This window comes from Kitasatospora sp. NPDC028961, from assembly GCF_055564815.1.
This window is the reverse complement of record NZ_JBVHVO010000006.1, coordinates 1-14,790: the sequence shown is the minus strand read 5'-3', so window position 1 is coordinate 14,790 and position 14,790 is coordinate 1. Positions and strand designations below refer to the sequence as shown.

The 14,790-nt window shown below is 73.1% G+C and carries 15 protein-coding genes and 2 pseudogenes; 8 read left to right on the top strand and 9 right to left on the bottom strand.

The window, feature by feature from the left end:
• Nucleotides 1–3: 3 nt before the first annotated feature.
• Entirely contained in the window at nt 4–690 is a 687-nt protein-coding gene (locus ACZ4UX_RS14010) for an SDR family oxidoreductase (RefSeq protein ID WP_465706765.1), read from the bottom strand.
• 116 nt (nt 691–806) lie between these two features.
• Here ACZ4UX_RS14010 and ACZ4UX_RS14005 point away from each other — a divergent pair, with 116 nt between their 5' ends.
• Nucleotides 807–1,367, top strand: a complete 561-nt coding sequence (locus tag ACZ4UX_RS14005) for a TetR/AcrR family transcriptional regulator (protein WP_465706764.1) — start codon at nt 807–809, stop codon at nt 1,365–1,367.
• Nucleotides 1,368–1,542: 175 nt separating this feature from the next.
• Here the strand turns inward: ACZ4UX_RS14005 and ACZ4UX_RS14000 are convergent, their stop codons facing one another.
• The 3 genes and pseudogenes from ACZ4UX_RS14000 to ACZ4UX_RS13990 all read right to left on the bottom strand — a co-directional run bounded on the left by ACZ4UX_RS14000 (nt 1,543) and on the right by ACZ4UX_RS13990 (nt 2,546).
• Nucleotides 1,543–2,016 (bottom strand): MSMEG_6728 family protein, encoded by a 474-nt coding sequence (locus tag ACZ4UX_RS14000; RefSeq protein WP_465706763.1) that lies wholly within the window; start codon nt 2,014–2,016, stop codon nt 1,543–1,545.
• Between the two features lie 99 nt (nt 2,017–2,115).
• A pseudogene (locus ACZ4UX_RS13995) lies at nt 2,116–2,247 on the bottom strand (glutathione-dependent formaldehyde dehydrogenase); the annotation flags it as partial.
• A gap of 59 nt (nt 2,248–2,306) precedes the next feature.
• Complete coding sequence (locus ACZ4UX_RS13990) at nt 2,307–2,546, bottom strand: hypothetical protein (protein WP_465706762.1); 240 nt, start codon at nt 2,544–2,546, stop codon at nt 2,307–2,309.
• A gap of 208 nt (nt 2,547–2,754) precedes the next feature.
• Between ACZ4UX_RS13990 and ACZ4UX_RS13985 the strand changes: the two genes are divergently transcribed.
• Nucleotides 2,755–2,925 carry a hydrophobic protein gene (locus ACZ4UX_RS13985; protein WP_329485246.1) on the top strand — a complete coding sequence of 57 codons (171 nt, stop codon included), beginning with the start codon at nt 2,755–2,757 and terminating at the stop codon, nt 2,923–2,925.
• 73 nt (nt 2,926–2,998) lie between these two features.
• Here ACZ4UX_RS13985 and ACZ4UX_RS13980 read toward each other — a convergent pair whose 3' ends face one another.
• Entirely contained in the window at nt 2,999–3,331 is a 333-nt protein-coding gene (locus tag ACZ4UX_RS13980; protein WP_329491756.1) for a hypothetical protein, read from the bottom strand.
• Nucleotides 3,332–3,535: 204 nt separating this feature from the next.
• Here ACZ4UX_RS13980 and ACZ4UX_RS13975 point away from each other — a divergent pair, with 204 nt between their 5' ends.
• Nucleotides 3,536–5,002, top strand: a complete 1,467-nt coding sequence (locus ACZ4UX_RS13975) for an aminotransferase class I/II-fold pyridoxal phosphate-dependent enzyme (protein WP_465706761.1) — start codon at nt 3,536–3,538, stop codon at nt 5,000–5,002.
• Nucleotides 5,003–5,022: 20 nt separating this feature from the next.
• Entirely contained in the window at nt 5,023–5,562 is a 540-nt protein-coding gene (locus tag ACZ4UX_RS13970; protein WP_465706760.1) for a CinA family protein, read from the top strand.
• Between the two features lie 228 nt (nt 5,563–5,790).
• Here the strand turns inward: ACZ4UX_RS13970 and ACZ4UX_RS13965 are convergent, their stop codons facing one another.
• Nucleotides 5,791–6,288, bottom strand: coding sequence for a hypothetical protein (locus tag ACZ4UX_RS13965; protein WP_465706759.1), 498 nt, complete (start codon nt 6,286–6,288; stop codon nt 5,791–5,793).
• 335 nt (nt 6,289–6,623) lie between these two features.
• Nucleotides 6,624–7,289: a hypothetical protein gene (locus ACZ4UX_RS13960; RefSeq protein ID WP_465706758.1), complete on the bottom strand. Its 666-nt coding sequence runs from the start codon at nt 7,287–7,289 to the stop codon at nt 6,624–6,626.
• A gap of 834 nt (nt 7,290–8,123) precedes the next feature.
• Here ACZ4UX_RS13960 and ACZ4UX_RS13955 point away from each other — a divergent pair.
• Together ACZ4UX_RS13955 and ACZ4UX_RS13950 are read left to right on the top strand one after the other, a co-directional pair.
• A complete protein-coding gene (locus tag ACZ4UX_RS13955) occupies nt 8,124–8,327 on the top strand; it encodes a cold-shock protein (protein ID WP_030918248.1) in 204 nt (67 codons plus the stop codon).
• A gap of 372 nt (nt 8,328–8,699) precedes the next feature.
• Nucleotides 8,700–10,256 carry a DEAD/DEAH box helicase gene (locus tag ACZ4UX_RS13950; RefSeq protein ID WP_465706757.1) on the top strand — a complete coding sequence of 519 codons (1,557 nt, stop codon included), beginning with the start codon at nt 8,700–8,702 and terminating at the stop codon, nt 10,254–10,256.
• Between the two features lie 599 nt (nt 10,257–10,855).
• Here ACZ4UX_RS13950 and ACZ4UX_RS13945 read toward each other — a convergent pair.
• Together ACZ4UX_RS13945 and ACZ4UX_RS13940 are read right to left on the bottom strand one after the other, a co-directional pair.
• Nucleotides 10,856–11,245 carry an STAS domain-containing protein gene (locus tag ACZ4UX_RS13945; protein WP_465706756.1) on the bottom strand — a complete coding sequence of 130 codons (390 nt, stop codon included), beginning with the start codon at nt 11,243–11,245 and terminating at the stop codon, nt 10,856–10,858.
• 472 nt (nt 11,246–11,717) lie between these two features.
• Nucleotides 11,718–11,999: a helix-turn-helix domain-containing protein gene (locus tag ACZ4UX_RS13940; protein ID WP_329492399.1), complete on the bottom strand. Its 282-nt coding sequence runs from the start codon at nt 11,997–11,999 to the stop codon at nt 11,718–11,720.
• Between the two features lie 1,085 nt (nt 12,000–13,084).
• On the opposite strand from ACZ4UX_RS13940, the gene ACZ4UX_RS13935 reads away from it, so the two are divergent.
• A complete protein-coding gene (locus tag ACZ4UX_RS13935; protein ID WP_329491750.1) occupies nt 13,085–13,522 on the top strand; it encodes an Hsp20/alpha crystallin family protein in 438 nt (145 codons plus the stop codon).
• Nucleotides 13,523–13,972: 450 nt separating this feature from the next.
• A pseudogene (locus ACZ4UX_RS13930) lies at nt 13,973–14,371 on the top strand (DUF2267 domain-containing protein); the annotation flags it as partial.
• Nucleotides 14,372–14,790 lie beyond the last annotated feature (419 nt).

The window sequence follows — 14,790 nt, the reverse complement described above, 5'->3', positions numbered from 1 at the left end:
GCTTCACGCCGCGTTCGGCGAGGCGGCCAGGCCCTGCTTGACGTACCGGGTGCTCTCGTCGGCGAGGATCTCGGGCAGGCCCGTCTCGATGCCGTGCAGGGCCTGGGCGGCGACGTCGGCGGGGTCGGCCTTCTGGGCGGCGGGAATCCCTGCGGCCATGTCGGTGTCCATGTATCCGACGTGCAGCGCGGAGACGGTGATGCCGTGCGGAGCCAGTTCCTCCCGGGCCGCGCCGGTCAGTGCCCATGCCGCGGCCTTCGCCGCCGCGTAGGACCCCAGGGCCGCCGGATGCAGCCACGACAGCACGGACAGGACGTTGAGCACGGCGCCGCCGCCGTTGGCCTCGATGACCGGGGCGAAAGCCCGTGTCACCGCGAGCGGGCCGAAGTAGTTCGTCTCCATCTCCAGACGCACCGCGTCCAGGCCGCCCGCGATCAGCGGCGTGGCGGTGGAGATGCCCGCGTTGTTCACCAGCAGCGTCGCGTCGGACGCGACGCGGGCAGCGGCCCGGATCGACTCCTCGTCCGTCACGTCCAGCCGCAGCGGGACGACACCCGGCAGGTCCACCGTCTCGGGGCGGCGGGCCGCCGCATACACCTTCGCTCCGCGCTCCACGAGCTGCGCGGCCAGATGGCGGCCCAGTCCCCGATTGGCTCCGGTGACCACGGCGACCGCGTCCTTCAGTTCCATGTGCGCTCCCAGCGTCGCGGCGGCCCGACCGTTCGGGCCGCCCCCAATTAGATTACGCATCCAATCTAACCTGCGGCTAGGATAGATGCCAGTCGACATCCAAATGGAGGTGCCCGATGGGCCGCGTATCGCAGGCGCAGGCGCAGGAGAACCGCAAGCGGGTCGTGGAGACCGCCTCACGGCTCTTCCGCGAGCAGGGCACGCACGTCAGCGTCGCCGACCTCATGAAGGCGGCCGGATTGACCCACGGCGCCTTCTACAAGCAGTTCGCCTCCAAGGAGGCCCTCATCGACGAAGCCACCACCCACGCGTTCGAGGAGCTCACCCAGCGCCGCGATGCCGGACTCGAGCAGCACGCTGGGCAGCGTGAGGCCGCCCGGCGAGCCCTCGTCGACATCTACCTCTCCACGGAGCACCGCGACGACGTGGCAGAGGGCTGCCCCACCGCCGCACTGGCCGCCGACATGGCGCGCGAACCCGGAGCCCGCGACGCCCACCGCGCCTACGCCGAAGGAGTGAGCGACTTCGCCGAGTGGCTCGCCACCGAGGACCAGGACGGCATCGCCCAGCTCTGCACGATGGTCGGCGCACTCGTCCTGGCCCGCGCCACCAAGGGCTCCCCGCTCTCCGAGCAGATCCTCACCGCCGCGCGCGCAGCCCTGACGGCAACCAGCTGATCCGCACAGCCACGCTGGTCGGCGCGGTGCTCGAAAACCCAGCACTCGCGGCCCAGGCGACGCGACCGAGAACCACCCCGAACGGACGGCACCAGCTCGTGCCGCGACGCCGACTCGGCCATGTCTCGGCGCGAAACGCCAGGCCGGCCCCTGCGCGGCGAGCGGTGGCCCCGCCTCACACCCGGCGCGCACGGTCGGATGCGGGCCACACGTAGGACAGGTCGTCCGGTTCGTCCGGGAAGCGGGCCCGGTAGAAGGCCGGGTCCTTGCGGAGCAGCGCGGACCGGTGGCTGGCGTGGAACTCCGCGGCTCCCAGCCACGGAGGGAGTTCTCCCGCACCCGCCAACTCCGCCTGCGAGCGCACGACGGGCGGCCCGGCGCGCTCCGGCAGGCCGTCCCGGAGGCTGTCCGCGCAGGTGTCCCGGCGCCCCTCGGCGGTCCAGGCCCGGCACATCTCCAGCCCGTACCGGACGAGCGCCTCCTCGTACCCGGCCCACATCCCTACGGCCGGATGGTGGCGCCAGCCGTACCCGGGGACGGTCAGCCCACGAAGCACCTGGAGGGCCTCCACCCGCTGCTTGCCGAGCCGCCTCGGATCCAGCACCGCGGCGGACTCAGCGAAGTCCGGGTAGGGCAGGAAGGTCTGCACCCCTCCATCGTGCCGGGCCCCTCCGGGGCGCGCGCGGCAACGCGGGCGCCCCGGCCGGTCGGGTCAGTGGCCCGGCTCGGGCCCGCCGAAGCGCGGCGGGCCGGACGCCGGAAACGGCCGGAGCACCTCGTACAGGTGCAGGTCGGACCGGCACAGTCCGCTGGTGGTGACCCTGACGATGACGTCGGTCGGGTCCTTGCTCACGGGATCGGGTACCTCTTCGGTCCTCATGTCCCGCTGGCCGTGCGCCGGCTGACAGCTTTCACTGTGCCCCTTGCCAGGGGTGCAGTTCACTCGTCGGGTCGGTCGCCCGTGGGCTGCTCCCGATCGCCGCCCTCCTGCCGATCGGCCTTCCGGTCGGTCCGCTGTTCGGCGACCGGCTGTCCGGCGCGGACGGTCTTCGCCTCCCGGCCGCGGCCGTCCGACGGACCGTCCGGGGTCGCGGGGCTGTCGGGAGTCCCGGGGTGGCCGGGGTCGTCGTGGTGGTGACCGGGCACTCCGCCGGAGCCGCCCTGGGGGATGTCGTCCATGGCTCCTCCTCTTCGGGTACCGCGCGCCTGCCCGGGCGGTCCTGCGCCAAACGGGCACCGCGGCGGCCCGCCGGGCCCGGGAGGCGCCGAAGCGGTGGGGCCCCTGCGCCAAACAGGCCCCTCTACCCCGGGTTGCCGGAAGGATTCGGGCGAATATGCGTGCGACCCCGGGGCAACCGGTTGCTCGACACCGACTGCGGAGGTTCCGATGGTTCCCCTTCTTCTCGTTCTCCTGCTGGCCCTGCTGCTCTTCGGCGCCGGGTTCGCACTCAAGATTCTCTGGTGGGTGGCGATTGCCGTACTCGTGCTGTGGCTGGTGGGTTTCGTGGCCCGTGGCACGCACTCCTCGGGCCGGCGCCACCGCTGGTACCGCTGGTAGGTCACATCCGTAGATCAGGCTCGGCGGGGCGCACGCGTGAAGCGGGCGCCCCGCCGCCGTGCGTGCGGCCCCGTCAGCCGGCCGTCGTTCCCGCCGGACGGGAGCCGTCGTCCCGGCGGTCCTGAGCGGCCGGCCCGGCGTTCTGCTCGGCTGTCCGGCACGTGTAGCAGGTGTTCCAGCGCGCCTGGCGCCAGGGCTGGTCGGGGTCGGTGGGTCGGTGCGGGGCGAGGGTCATCTCGCCGGTGTCCAGGCCGCACAGGGTGAGGGGGCCGCAGACGCCCGAGGCCTCCGCCGGGGCGGCGTGTGCGCGGCGCACCGGGCCCTGCGGATCGGCCGGGGCGAAGTCCGCTTCCAGGAGCCGAATGTTGGTCGGGGTGTCCGGCTCCAGCACGGTGACGATGTCCATCTCCTCAACCTGGCCGCAGGGACGGTCCGTCGCACCCCCACGGTGGCATCCGGACCAGCCCCGTCGCCCGGTGGAGGGAGCGGAGGGTGCGCGCGCCCCCGGCACCCGGGTGCGGACGCCGCCCGGCCCGCGTCCGTCCCGTGGACCTGCGCCGGCTCCGACGCCGCCCCGTTTCCTGCCCCGACCGGTGGGAAGACGCGCGGCATGGACCAGTCCCAGGCACCGGTACTCGAAGCCCTCGCGGCATTCCACGCCAACCCGCTGACCGCCTTCACCCCGCCCGGCCACAAGCAGGGCCGCGGCGCCGACCCCCGCGTACTGGAGACCCTGGGCACGGGCGTCTTCCGCGCGGACGTCCTGGCCACGGGCGGCCTGGACGACCGCCTCGATACCCGAGGCATCCTCCAGCACGCCCAGGAGCTGATGGCGGAGGCCGTCGGTGCCGACCACACGTTCTTCTCCACCTGCGGCAGCTCCCTGTCGGTGAAGGCCGCGATGCTCGCCGTCGCCGGCCCCCACGAGACGCTGCTGGTGGGCCGGGACGTGCACAAGTCCGTCGTCGCCGGACTCATCGTCGCCGGGATCCGGCCGCTGTGGGTCGATCCCCAGTGGGACGCGGACCTGCACCTCGCGCACCCCCCGACCGCCGAGTCCTTCGAGGCGGTGTTCGACGAACACCCGGACGCCCGCGGCGCCCTGGTGACCTCGCCCACCCCCTACGGGACATGTGCCGACCTGGAGGCGATCGCCAGGGTGTGCCATGAGCGCGGCAAACCGCTGATCGTCGACGAGGCCTGGGGCGCGCACCTGCCCTTCCACCCCCGGCTGCCGCGCTGGGCGATGGACGCGGGGGCGGACGTGTGCGTCACCTCCGTCCACAAGATGGGATCGGCCCTGGAGCAGAGTTCCGTCTTCCACCTGCAGGGCGACCTGATCGACCCGGCCGTCCTCAAGCAACGCGAGGACCTGCTCGGCACCACCAGCCCCTCCACCCTGATCTACGCCGCTCTCGACGGCTGGCGCCGCCAGATGGTCCAGCACGGCCGCGCCCTCTACGACCGCACCCTCGACCTCGCCGACACGACCCGCGCCCGGATCGAAGCCCTAGAGGGTCTGCACGTCCACGGCCGCGACGACTTCTGCGCACCGGGCCTCGCCGCCGACCTCGACCCGCTCCAGGTCATCGTCGACATCTCCGCACTCGGCACCACCGGCTACCGCGCCGCCGACTGGCTGCGCTCCCACCACCAGATCACCCTGCACGTCTGCGACCACCGCCGCGTCAGCGCCCAACTCACCCACGCCGACGACACCACGACCGCCGACACCCTCATCCGCGCACTGACCGAACTGACCGAGAGCGCCCCGGATCTGCGGCCGGCACCCCGTATCCACATTCCCGCCCCCGGGGACCTGCGCCTGGAGCAGGTCATGCTGCCTCGCGACGCGTTCTTCGGCCCCACCGAACAGGTACCCATCGAGAAGGCGTCCGGCCGAATCACCGCCGAGATGCTCACCCCCTACCCGCCGGGCATCCCCGCCGCCCTCCCGGGCGAACGCCTCAACGACGACGTGATCGACTACCTGCGCAGCGGCGTCGACGCGGGCATGCTCGTCCCCGACAGCGCCGACCCCGAACTCGCCTCCCTGCGCGTCGTGGTCGAGACCTGATCCTTGCCTGAGAGATCCCCATGCCCCCTGACAAAGGCCGCACCGGACACGGCGGCCAGGACGGCTCCCGCGGGCTCGACCCGGCCGACGTCCTGGTCCGGCAGATCACCTCCGCGCTGGCCGCCGCCGGCCACAGCGTCGCGGCGGCCGAATCCCTCACCGGCGGCCGCCTCGCCGTGGCGCTGTCGGACGCGCCCGGCTCCGGCGCGACGTTCCTCGGCGGCGTCGTCGCCTACGCCACCGACCTCAAGACCGGGCTGCTGCACGTCGATCCCGCCCTGGTCGGCGAGGTCGGAGCCGTCCATCCCGAGGTGGCCGCCCAGATGGCACAGGGCGTGCGCGCCCTCACCCAGGCCACCTACGGCCTGGCCACCACCGGCGTCGCCGGCCCCGCCCCGCAGGACGGCCAACCGGTGGGCACCGTCTTCGTGGCCGTCGCCGCCCCGCACGCCACGATCACCACCCAGCCCGAGCCGCGCTCCGGGCATCGCAACGACATCCAGAACGACGCAGTCCTCGCCGCCCTGCAGCTCCTCCACGACCTGCTGCGTCCCGACTGATCAGCACGGACACAGTTCGGGAGCACAGGGGTGGCGCAGCCGGGGAAGGGTCTGGTCTCCTCGTCCTGGACGTGGGCGGCGACCTCGAGCTTCTCCTTCTGGGGAGCGGTCCTCGATCTCCGCGTCGGCGAGGGCTGTCTTCCCCCTTGGCCGTGGACGGGCCGCTCCCCCCTACCCACGGAGCGCTTCCCGCCGTGCCCGGATCGTGCTCGGACCGGCGGGCGCGTCTCACCCGAGCGGAGGCGCGTCAGCCAGCTCGAAGCCCACGGCGGGCGGCCACGCGGGCCGGGAGAGGATCGTCGTCAAGGGAATGCACAGGTACAGGGCCTCCCACAGACGTCGGCAGGCCCGACCGAGCGCCTCGCCCGCCAGCGCCGATTCCACACGCCGCAGACACGCGACCGCTTCCTCCACCGTCGCCGCCTCCACGACACACCGCGGCCTGCCGGAACGGTCGCGCAGCGCGTTCTCGACAGCCACGGCCAGGTGCTGGCGGTCCGGCGTCTGCGGCGGCCTGTCGACTGCGGAGCGTAGACGACGCGCCACCTCCGCGGCCGCATCGCCGGACCGCCGATCGAAGAGCGGCACCCCGTGGTCGAGGACGGCCGCCGCCAGGACCAGGAGGCCTTCGTCGACCCGTAGGGCCGCTCGCCGCCGCCCGTTCCCGGGCTCCCCGCCGTCTGGGCGGCCGGGGGAATCGGTTCGCTGTGCCGTTGCGTACTCCATAACCGCAGGCTGCTGCCGAGTCACACGCCGTGGCCAGCCCAGCGCACCCGTCCAGGTGAGCCGCGCCCCGGACGTCGAAGGGGCCGCGGCGCCGTCTCGCCCGAGCAGGCCTCCTTGCCCACCCGAGGCGCCGCTCGGCACCCCTACCGCCCGCGAGGTCACGGTGGCCCTGGCGCGTCTACCGCCGACGCACTCGACCACGGGACACGCGGCGCCCGCTACGCCCTGTTCGGGACGCTCGGCCTGGATCCCGTGCCCCGATCACCGCCGCCGCCCGCTACCGGCACGGACTCCTCGTCCGGTCCGCCTGACCATCTCCGGGGCGGGCCGCCCGGCTACCGTCCGGCCGTCTTCGGCGCCTCCAACTCGGTGTGGTGGACGGTGAAGCCACCCCGCAGGACCGGGGCGAACGGCGCCGGCGCCATACAGGTGCCGACCACCGGCTGGTACGGCTTCCCGTCGGCCCCCATGTCCATGTTCGCCACGCCCCAGGAGAACCCGAGCCGACCGTCGCCGTGCCCGGTGCCCTGGTAGACGCTCAGGCCTATCCGCTCGCCGGTGTTGCCCACGTCCGACCTGGTGACGACAGCCGTCAGCGTGGCGACCGGGCCGCCGGTGCTCAGGCAGTCCACCTCCGCCTCGGCGCTGTAGACCTCCCCGGTGGCGGCCCTCCGGTGGGAGTAGCGGATGGTGCCCCGGGCGTCGGTGGGCAGCCCCTCGGACGCCTGGGTACCCGGCAAGGGGCGGGTGTACGGCTCCGCCCAGGCATCGAGGGTGAACCGGATCTCGTCGTCCGGAGTGATCGCGTACCAGATACGGGCCGTACCACTGACGCTCGCCGGACGCCCGGGCCGCCCGTCCTGCTGCACGGACGGGCCCGCAGCGGGGCCGGTGGTACCGGTGGCCGACGCCGGAGCGATCCCCGCGAGCCCGGCAAGGGCCAGCCCGGCAGCAGCGGCACCCCGGACGACACGGGCGCTGACGCGGGCACGGCTACGCATACGGAACATGGTGGGTTTCCCTCCTCCAGGCGGCCCCGTCGGCCGCCGTCCTGATGCCCCTAACCCTCGCCTCCGCACCCCCTCCCGCACATGTGCCGATCGGCATGAACGGGGCCGCCCTCCCGGGGCGTTGCACCCTGCCGATCGGCACGGTGCAACGCGCCGTGAGGGGCCCCGGCCACCTCAGCCCCCCGATGCCCCGTCACGCCCCCGCCCGCTCAACGGCCCCGCTGGGATTCCTTCGTCGGCTCGTCGCAGTCGAAGCCGTGGACGCCGTGCGGCACGTCGACCAGCCGTCCCTCCGGTGGCGAGAGCACCGGAGGGGTCCGCGTTCAGCGGTACGCGCCGGAAAGCGCGGGCACGAGGCTTTTCCGGCGCATTCGATTTCGGGGGACGGAATGCCGTGTACGCCGCCCGGCGCCTTGGATTGCAAGGTGGGCGTGGTACGTCACGTTTACGGCGCTGCCGGAGGAGCCAGGGTGCCCCCGGTGGCGGGACACATTCTCCCGGGGAGACACCGGTGCCGACGGGGGTGCGGATTCTTTGTCAACTGGCCTTCCACAGAAGGGCGTTGGTGATCCGGTCGGCTCGGGTCCGGCGGGCCCCGAGGAAGGCCGTCGCACAACCGGAGGTGAAGAAATCCACCACGGGAGGCCGTGGCCTGCTAGAGTCGCTCTTAGTTGCAGTAGTGGTTCCCATGAACTTTGTGTGCGCCTGCTGATGTATCGCAGGCGCATTTTTGTTTCCCGGCTCTTCCCCGGGTGGGTGCTCATCGCGGCGACTCGAAGCACGCACGGTGCGTGCTTCGGACAGCCCCTTGAAGGAGATTTCTTTATGGCTAATGGCACTGTGAAGTGGTTCAACGCGGAAAAGGGCTTCGGCTTCATCGAGCAGGAGGGTGGCGGCCCCGACGTCTTCGCCCACTACTCGAACATCAACGCCAACGGCTTCCGCGAGCTGCTCGAGGGCCAGAAGGTCGAGTTCGACGTCACGCAGGGCCAGAAGGGCCCGCAGGCCGAGAACATTCGTCCGCTGTAGTTTCTGCCACGGCACCCGCCTGGTAGCGAGGGGCCCGCACCGCGTACTTGATGCCCGGTGCGGGCCCCTCGGCATTGCGCCACGACGCGCATCCCCGGCCGTTCAGGCCCCCTGGCTCCGCCACCGGCGGCCATCCCCACGCGAGACGCCCAGCGCCGCGTCCGGATCGGCGCCCTACCGTGACAGCTCACGGTTCGAGGTTCTTCGCTCCCGCCCCCTTCGCGGTGAGCGCCGACCGTAGGTGACGTGCCGCACGGTTCTACCGTCCACGCTCCGCCCGTCACACTTTCGGCCCGTTCCCTTGCGGTCTCCGCCGGCGCCTCCGCGCCACGGAGCCTTCCTCGTGACGTGCCGCCCTGAGGAAGGTCCCACATGAACCGCTCCAGTCGCTCCTCGTACCAGAACGCCAACTCCCGCTCCTCCGCAGGCTCCCGCTCCTCCACGGGCTCCCGCTCCGGCGGCAGCTCCTTCTACGGCGACCGGCCCGCCGGCGGCCGGTACTCCTCCGGCGGCCGGGGCTCCCGTCAGGGCTCTTCCCCGCAGGGCGAGTTCGCGATGCCGGTCAGCACCACCCCGGCGCTGCCGGCCGTCGAAGCGTTCGACGAGCTGGACATGCCGAAGGCGCTGCTGTCGGTACTCACCCGCCAGGGCGTCACCGCGCCGTTCCCGATCCAGGCCGCGACGCTCCCGAACTCGCTGGCCGGGCGCGACGTCCTCGGACGAGGCCGCACCGGCTCCGGCAAGACCATCGCCTTCGGCCTCGCCGTCCTGGCCCGCACCGCCGGGCACAAAGCCGAGCCGCGCCGCCCGCTGGCCCTGGTCCTGGTCCCCACCCGCGAACTCGCCCAGCAGGTCACCGACGCCCTCACCCCCTACGCCCACGCGGTGCGCCTGCGAATGGCGACCGTGGTCGGCGGGATGTCGATCGGCCGCCAGGCCCAGACACTGAACCGCGGCGCCGAGGTCGTGGTAGCCACCCCCGGGCGGCTCAAGGACCTCATCCAGCGCGGCGACTGCCAGCTCGACGGCGTCGGCATCACCGTGCTCGACGAGGCCGACCAGATGGCCGACATGGGCTTCCTGCCGCAGGTCACCGAGCTCCTCGAGCAGGTCGCCGAGGGCTGCCAGACGATGCTCTTCTCCGCCACCCTGGACCGCAACGTCGACCGCCTGGTACGCCGCTTCCTCAAGGACCCGGTCACCCACTCGGTGGACCCGTCCGCCGGAGCGGTCAGCACCATGGAACACCACGTGCTGCACGTCCAGAGCTTCGACAAGAACGCCACCATCGCCCACATCGCCTCCCGAGACGGCGGGGTGATCATGTTCATCGACACCAAGCACGGCGCCGACCGCCTGGTCGACGAGCTGCTCGCCAACGGCGTGAAGGCCGCCGCCCTGCACGGCGGCAAGTCCCAGCCCCAGCGCACCCGCACCCTGGAGCAGTTCCGCACCGGCCAGGTCACCGCCCTCATCGCGACCAACGTCGCCGCCCGGGGCATCCACGTCGACGGCCTCGACCTGGTCGTCAACCTGGACCCGCCGAACGACCACAAGGACTACCTCCACCGGGGCGGGCGCACCGCCCGGGCCGGCGAGTCCGGCACCGTCGTGACGCTGGTACTCCCCAACCAGCGCCGCGAGATGACCCGGATGATGACCACCGCCGCCATCACCCCCGTCACCACCCGCGTCACCGCCGGCGACGAGGAACTGTCCCGCATCACCGGCGCCCGCGTGCCCACCGGCATCCCCACCGTGATCGCCGACCCCGTCACCGAACGCCCCCGCCGCAGCACCTCCACCAGCCGTGGCCGCCGCGGCCGCCCCGCAGGCGGCTCCGGCGACACCCGGTCTGCCGCGGGCCGCGACAACCGGGGCACCTCCGGCCGCCGCCGCGCGCCCGGGCGCGTGGCCCTCGCCGCGTAGCACCCGCCGGGCCCGGTGCTCACAGCGCACCGGGCCCGCGCGGTTCGCCGCCTCGGCGACACCGGCTTCCCGCGATGCCCCGCACGCGCGAGCCGCCGACAGCGCCCCACCCCGGCGAACCCCGCCGACCCGTCCCACCGACGTGCCACGATCGCCCGCCGGACCCGCCGGGCGAAAGACGGCGAGGCCGGTCGCTGCGCCGGGCTGCCGACCGGCCTGCACCTGGCGCCGTTCCGGCCCGGTCCTGGTCCACCGAGCGCTCCCCCCGTACACGACATCGTTCTCGACCGCGCCCCGTTCGCCACGCCGGGCATGCCCGCCGACACCGCGGCCGCCGCCATGCACTCCCCTGGCCTGAACACGTGGCCGTCGTGGACCGCGAAGGTCACGTCATCGGCCTGTTCAGCTTCCAGGACCGGCCTCGGGCGCCGATGTACGGCAGAGGTCGCCTGCTCCCGGCGGCCGGAGGCGACGGCCTGGGACGCCCACGAGTGCGCGACGAAGCCCCACCGGGCCTCCGCGGCCGCCGGGTCGCCCGTGGCACCCCGGCCACCGGCGACCTTCCTCCCCGCAGGGCGCTGCCCTGCGGCGGTGCGACCTCACGCGAACCCGGGCATGCCCTCCTGGGTGAAGGCCACCGCAGGGTCCGCGCCCACGAGCAGGACCTGGTCCACGCCGGTACGGCGCAGCAGAGCCGCGACGGGTGCGGTCGGACGCAGCAGGTGAAGCTCCGACCCCGCTTCGCGGGCGCGCAGGTGGGCGCGGATGAGGGCGTTGAGGCCACCGGAGTCGCAGAACGCGACCCGGGACATGTCGACCACCAGCTTCCCGGGAACGGCCGGCGTGTCCAGGACGCTCTCCACGGCGGCGCTCAGCAGGGGACCGGTGGTCTGGTCGAGGTCGCCCGCCGCGTCGAGCACCACGTCGCCCGCGTCCGGCCTAAGGCGGACATCGAGGGCAGGAGGTCGACTCTCCTCGGAGACGGTCACCGTTCACTCCTTGCGGCCCCGCTCTCGGCGGCCCGGGGTGCGCCCGCGAAGCGGGAATCTGACCTGACGGCCCGCGTGCGGGGGCACATCACACCGTAGTGGCCGGGGGCCCGGCGGACCACCCGCGTGGGCGAACCGCCTACGGGCGGGTCCCGGGCAGAGCCGGCCGGGAGACGGCGCGATCCGGTCGGCGGAAGTAGGCCGGGCAGGCGTCCTGACGCTGGCGCGACGGTGGTGGTGGAGCCGTGTCGGGGCGTGGGCTCGGGAATGACGACGAAGCCGTCGTACCCGGTGGTCACGGACAGCTCGCGCTGGTGAGGCGGAGTCTGCGGCCGGCCCGCGCAGGAGAGGACGCTCCGTGATCCAGGATCGGCGGCCGGCGGCGTTGCTCTCGGACGGGCGGCCGGGCGGCCTGCGGTGAGCGCTCGTCGCCCACCGCGGGCCGGTCTCGTCGGCCGGGCGGGGCAGACGGTCAGGTATCGGCGTCGGGGGCCTGGCCCTGCTGGGAGCGGCGGAGCTCGTCGTTGATACGCAGGGCTTCTTCGAGCTGGTCTTCCAGGATGACGATGCGGCAGGCTGCGTCGATGGCGGTGCCCTGGTCTACGAGGTCACGCGCGCGCATCGCGATGCGCAGCTGGTAGCGGGAGTAGCGTCGGTGGCCGCCTTCGGAGCGCAGGGGGGTGATGAGGCCCTGGTCGCCGAGGGAGCGTAGGAAGCCGGGTGTGGTGCCGGTCATCTCGGCGGCGCGGCCCATCGTGTAGGCGGGGTAGTCGTCGTCGTCGAGACGGTCGGGGGTGTCGGGGGTATGCGGTCGGATGGTTGCCGTGGTCACTGCACCTCTTCTTGTTGTGTCCGGGGACGCGCTGAGGGGCCCCGGGGCCGTTGCGGCTCCCGGGGCCCCGAAGGGTTTTACACCATCTTCCGGCCCTGTGGCCGGGTTCCTTGAGTCCGCCTCGCCCCGGGTGAGGGGGCGTGCGGGGATCGCGTATGCGTGACCGGAAACCACCGTCCTTGCTTCGGGGTCCTCGGATTCCGCCCGGTGCATTGCCTCACGGGCCGGGCGATCCTGATGGCGCTACGTCCCTCCGTTCATCCTCTGCACTACCCGGGTTCTGTCCCTGCGAACTGCGGTTACTGCTGTACTGCCAACTACTGCTGCGGCGGTCCTGATGGTCCGCCCGGTCCGGCAGCCAGCCCCGTCGCCCGTCGTGCTCACCTGCTCGGCTTGGAACCCCACTGCCCGGACCTCCCAGCACGCGCGCCCGCAGTCCTGGCGCCTTTACTGGGATACCGCGTCCTGCGACTGCTGGTACTGCCCAACTCAACTTCACCTTCGGGTCATGCACTTGCTTGGCCATGCACTTGCTGAACTGCGGTAACGCTGGGTGGCGGCCCCTGATACCTGCGGGCCGCCCGGAGCGGCCGCCGGTCCTGTCGCCTTACCGCACATCCCTGGCTTCAGGACCCTGCAACCGCGCCGACCTGCGAACTTGCGTACTGCTGCCCGCCAGTTCGTGTCTGGCGGGTACTGCTTGACCGCGTCTACGAGAGAAACAGTAACCACGGCGCCAGGCAATGTCTACTTCAGCGGGCATAGATTTTCCGTTGCGTACCGAGGAGGCAGTCTTCGTCCCTGCGCGAGGACCGGGCCCGGCGGCCCGCACCCGGAGCCCACACCGGCCGGGGCCGGTGGCGGCCCGCACCGGGCGTGGCCGTTCTCTCATGGAGTCACTCTGTCGGAGACATCAGCCATTGTCATCGGATGGATGACATGCTACAACGGGTGTCAGGTGAAGCGCATTGGCACTTGGCTGCCTGGACCACTGGAGGTGTTTCGCGATGTTGATGCGCACCGACCCCTTCCGCGAGCTGGACCGTCTGACCCAGCAGCTCGTCACCCAGAGCGGGACCTGGAGCAGGCCCGCCCCGATGCCGCTGGACGCCTACCGGGCCGACGACGAGTACGTGATCGCGTTCGACCTTCCCGGGGTGGACCCGGCGGCGATCGACATCGACGTGGAGCGGAACATGCTGACCGTCAAGGCGGAGCGGCGCCCGCGCCCGGAGGTCGAGGGCGCGCGCATGGAGCTCTCGGAGCGGCCGCTGGGCGTGTTCTCCCGCCAGGTGATGCTCTCCGACACCCTCGACCCGGAGGGCATCAGCGCCGACTACGACGCGGGCGTGCTGACCCTGCGCATCCCGGTCGCGGAGAAGGCCAAGCCCCGCAAGATCTCCGTCACCGCCCAGGGTCCGGCGCCCAGGCAGATCCGCGCCTGACCTCCTGAGCCTGCCGCCCTGCGCCCTGCACCCCCGGGCCGCGCAGGGCGGTACCCCCTCCGGCGCCCGCCCGGGCGTCAGCGGGGAAGGCTCGCCCCGTGCCAAGGAAGCAACGCCGCCGCCGGCGCTGCGGGCACCCCCTCGTGGTGACGGCCCGCGGTGACGTCGAACCTCGCGAGCGCCGCACCCCTTCGACGCAGGCTCCTCGCCGTCGTGCAGGGCCGGCCCCCGTGGTCGCCGCCCCACGCCCTGCCCGCAACCGTGCCGACGCCACCGGCCAGCACCCGGCGCTACGCGGCCGCAGTACCCGGTCACCCGGATCCTGCGGCCCACCGGCCTGGGACGGCGCCTGACCGGCGGACCCCGACCTCACCGCCGCCGGGCCCGCGAACGGCAGCAACCCGCGCCCAGGTCCAACCGCCCACCCACGCATCCGGAGAGGCAACCACGATGACTCTTCGACCCGAGGCGTTCCTGGCCCAGGTCCGAGAACGCGGCGAGTACCCCACACCCCGCGAGGCCGATCAGGCCGCCCGCGTGGTCCTGGCCCTGCTCGGTGCCCACGTCGCCGGCCGCGACCGGGCCGAGCTGGCGGCCCGGCTCCCGGAGACCTTCGCCCTGGTCCTCCTCAACCCCCTGCAGGCCGCCCAGCCCCTGGACGCGGAACGGTTCGTACGGGCCACCGCCGCCTGGATCCCCGGCGCGAGCGAGGCGACCGCCGCCTGGGACGTCAGCGCCGTCCTCAGCGTCGTCGCCGACGCCGCGGGCGACGACCTCACCCACCGCCTCCTGCTCCAACTCCCCCCGGGTTACGACCTCCTCTTCGGCCGCCCCGACCCCGCAGCAGGGCCACCCCGGCCACGACCCGGCACACCCGCCTCGACCGCGACCGCATCCTCGGCCGCCACCAGAACAGCCCAAGGGCCGAACGCGCCCTGACCACGGTCAGGGCGTCCGCGGCGCACGACTCGTCGACGAGGAGCGGTGCGACCTCGCCGACGCCCTCCCCGTCGAGGCCTGCACCGCGACGACCGGCGAGCTCCCCCTCCCCCGGCCGCTGGTGGCCCGTGTCGTCGTCAGCGCTCCTGTTCGGCAACGCGCGACCGGCCACCGCGGCCTGACACCCCGCACCATCACCGCGCCGCGCCGCGCCGAAGTCGACCGTCCAACACCGGCCATGGGCGTGGTGGGGGGGGGGGGGGAGGGGGGGGGGGGGGGGGGGGGGAGGGGGGGGGGGGGGGGGGGGGGGGGGGGGGGGGGGGGGGGAA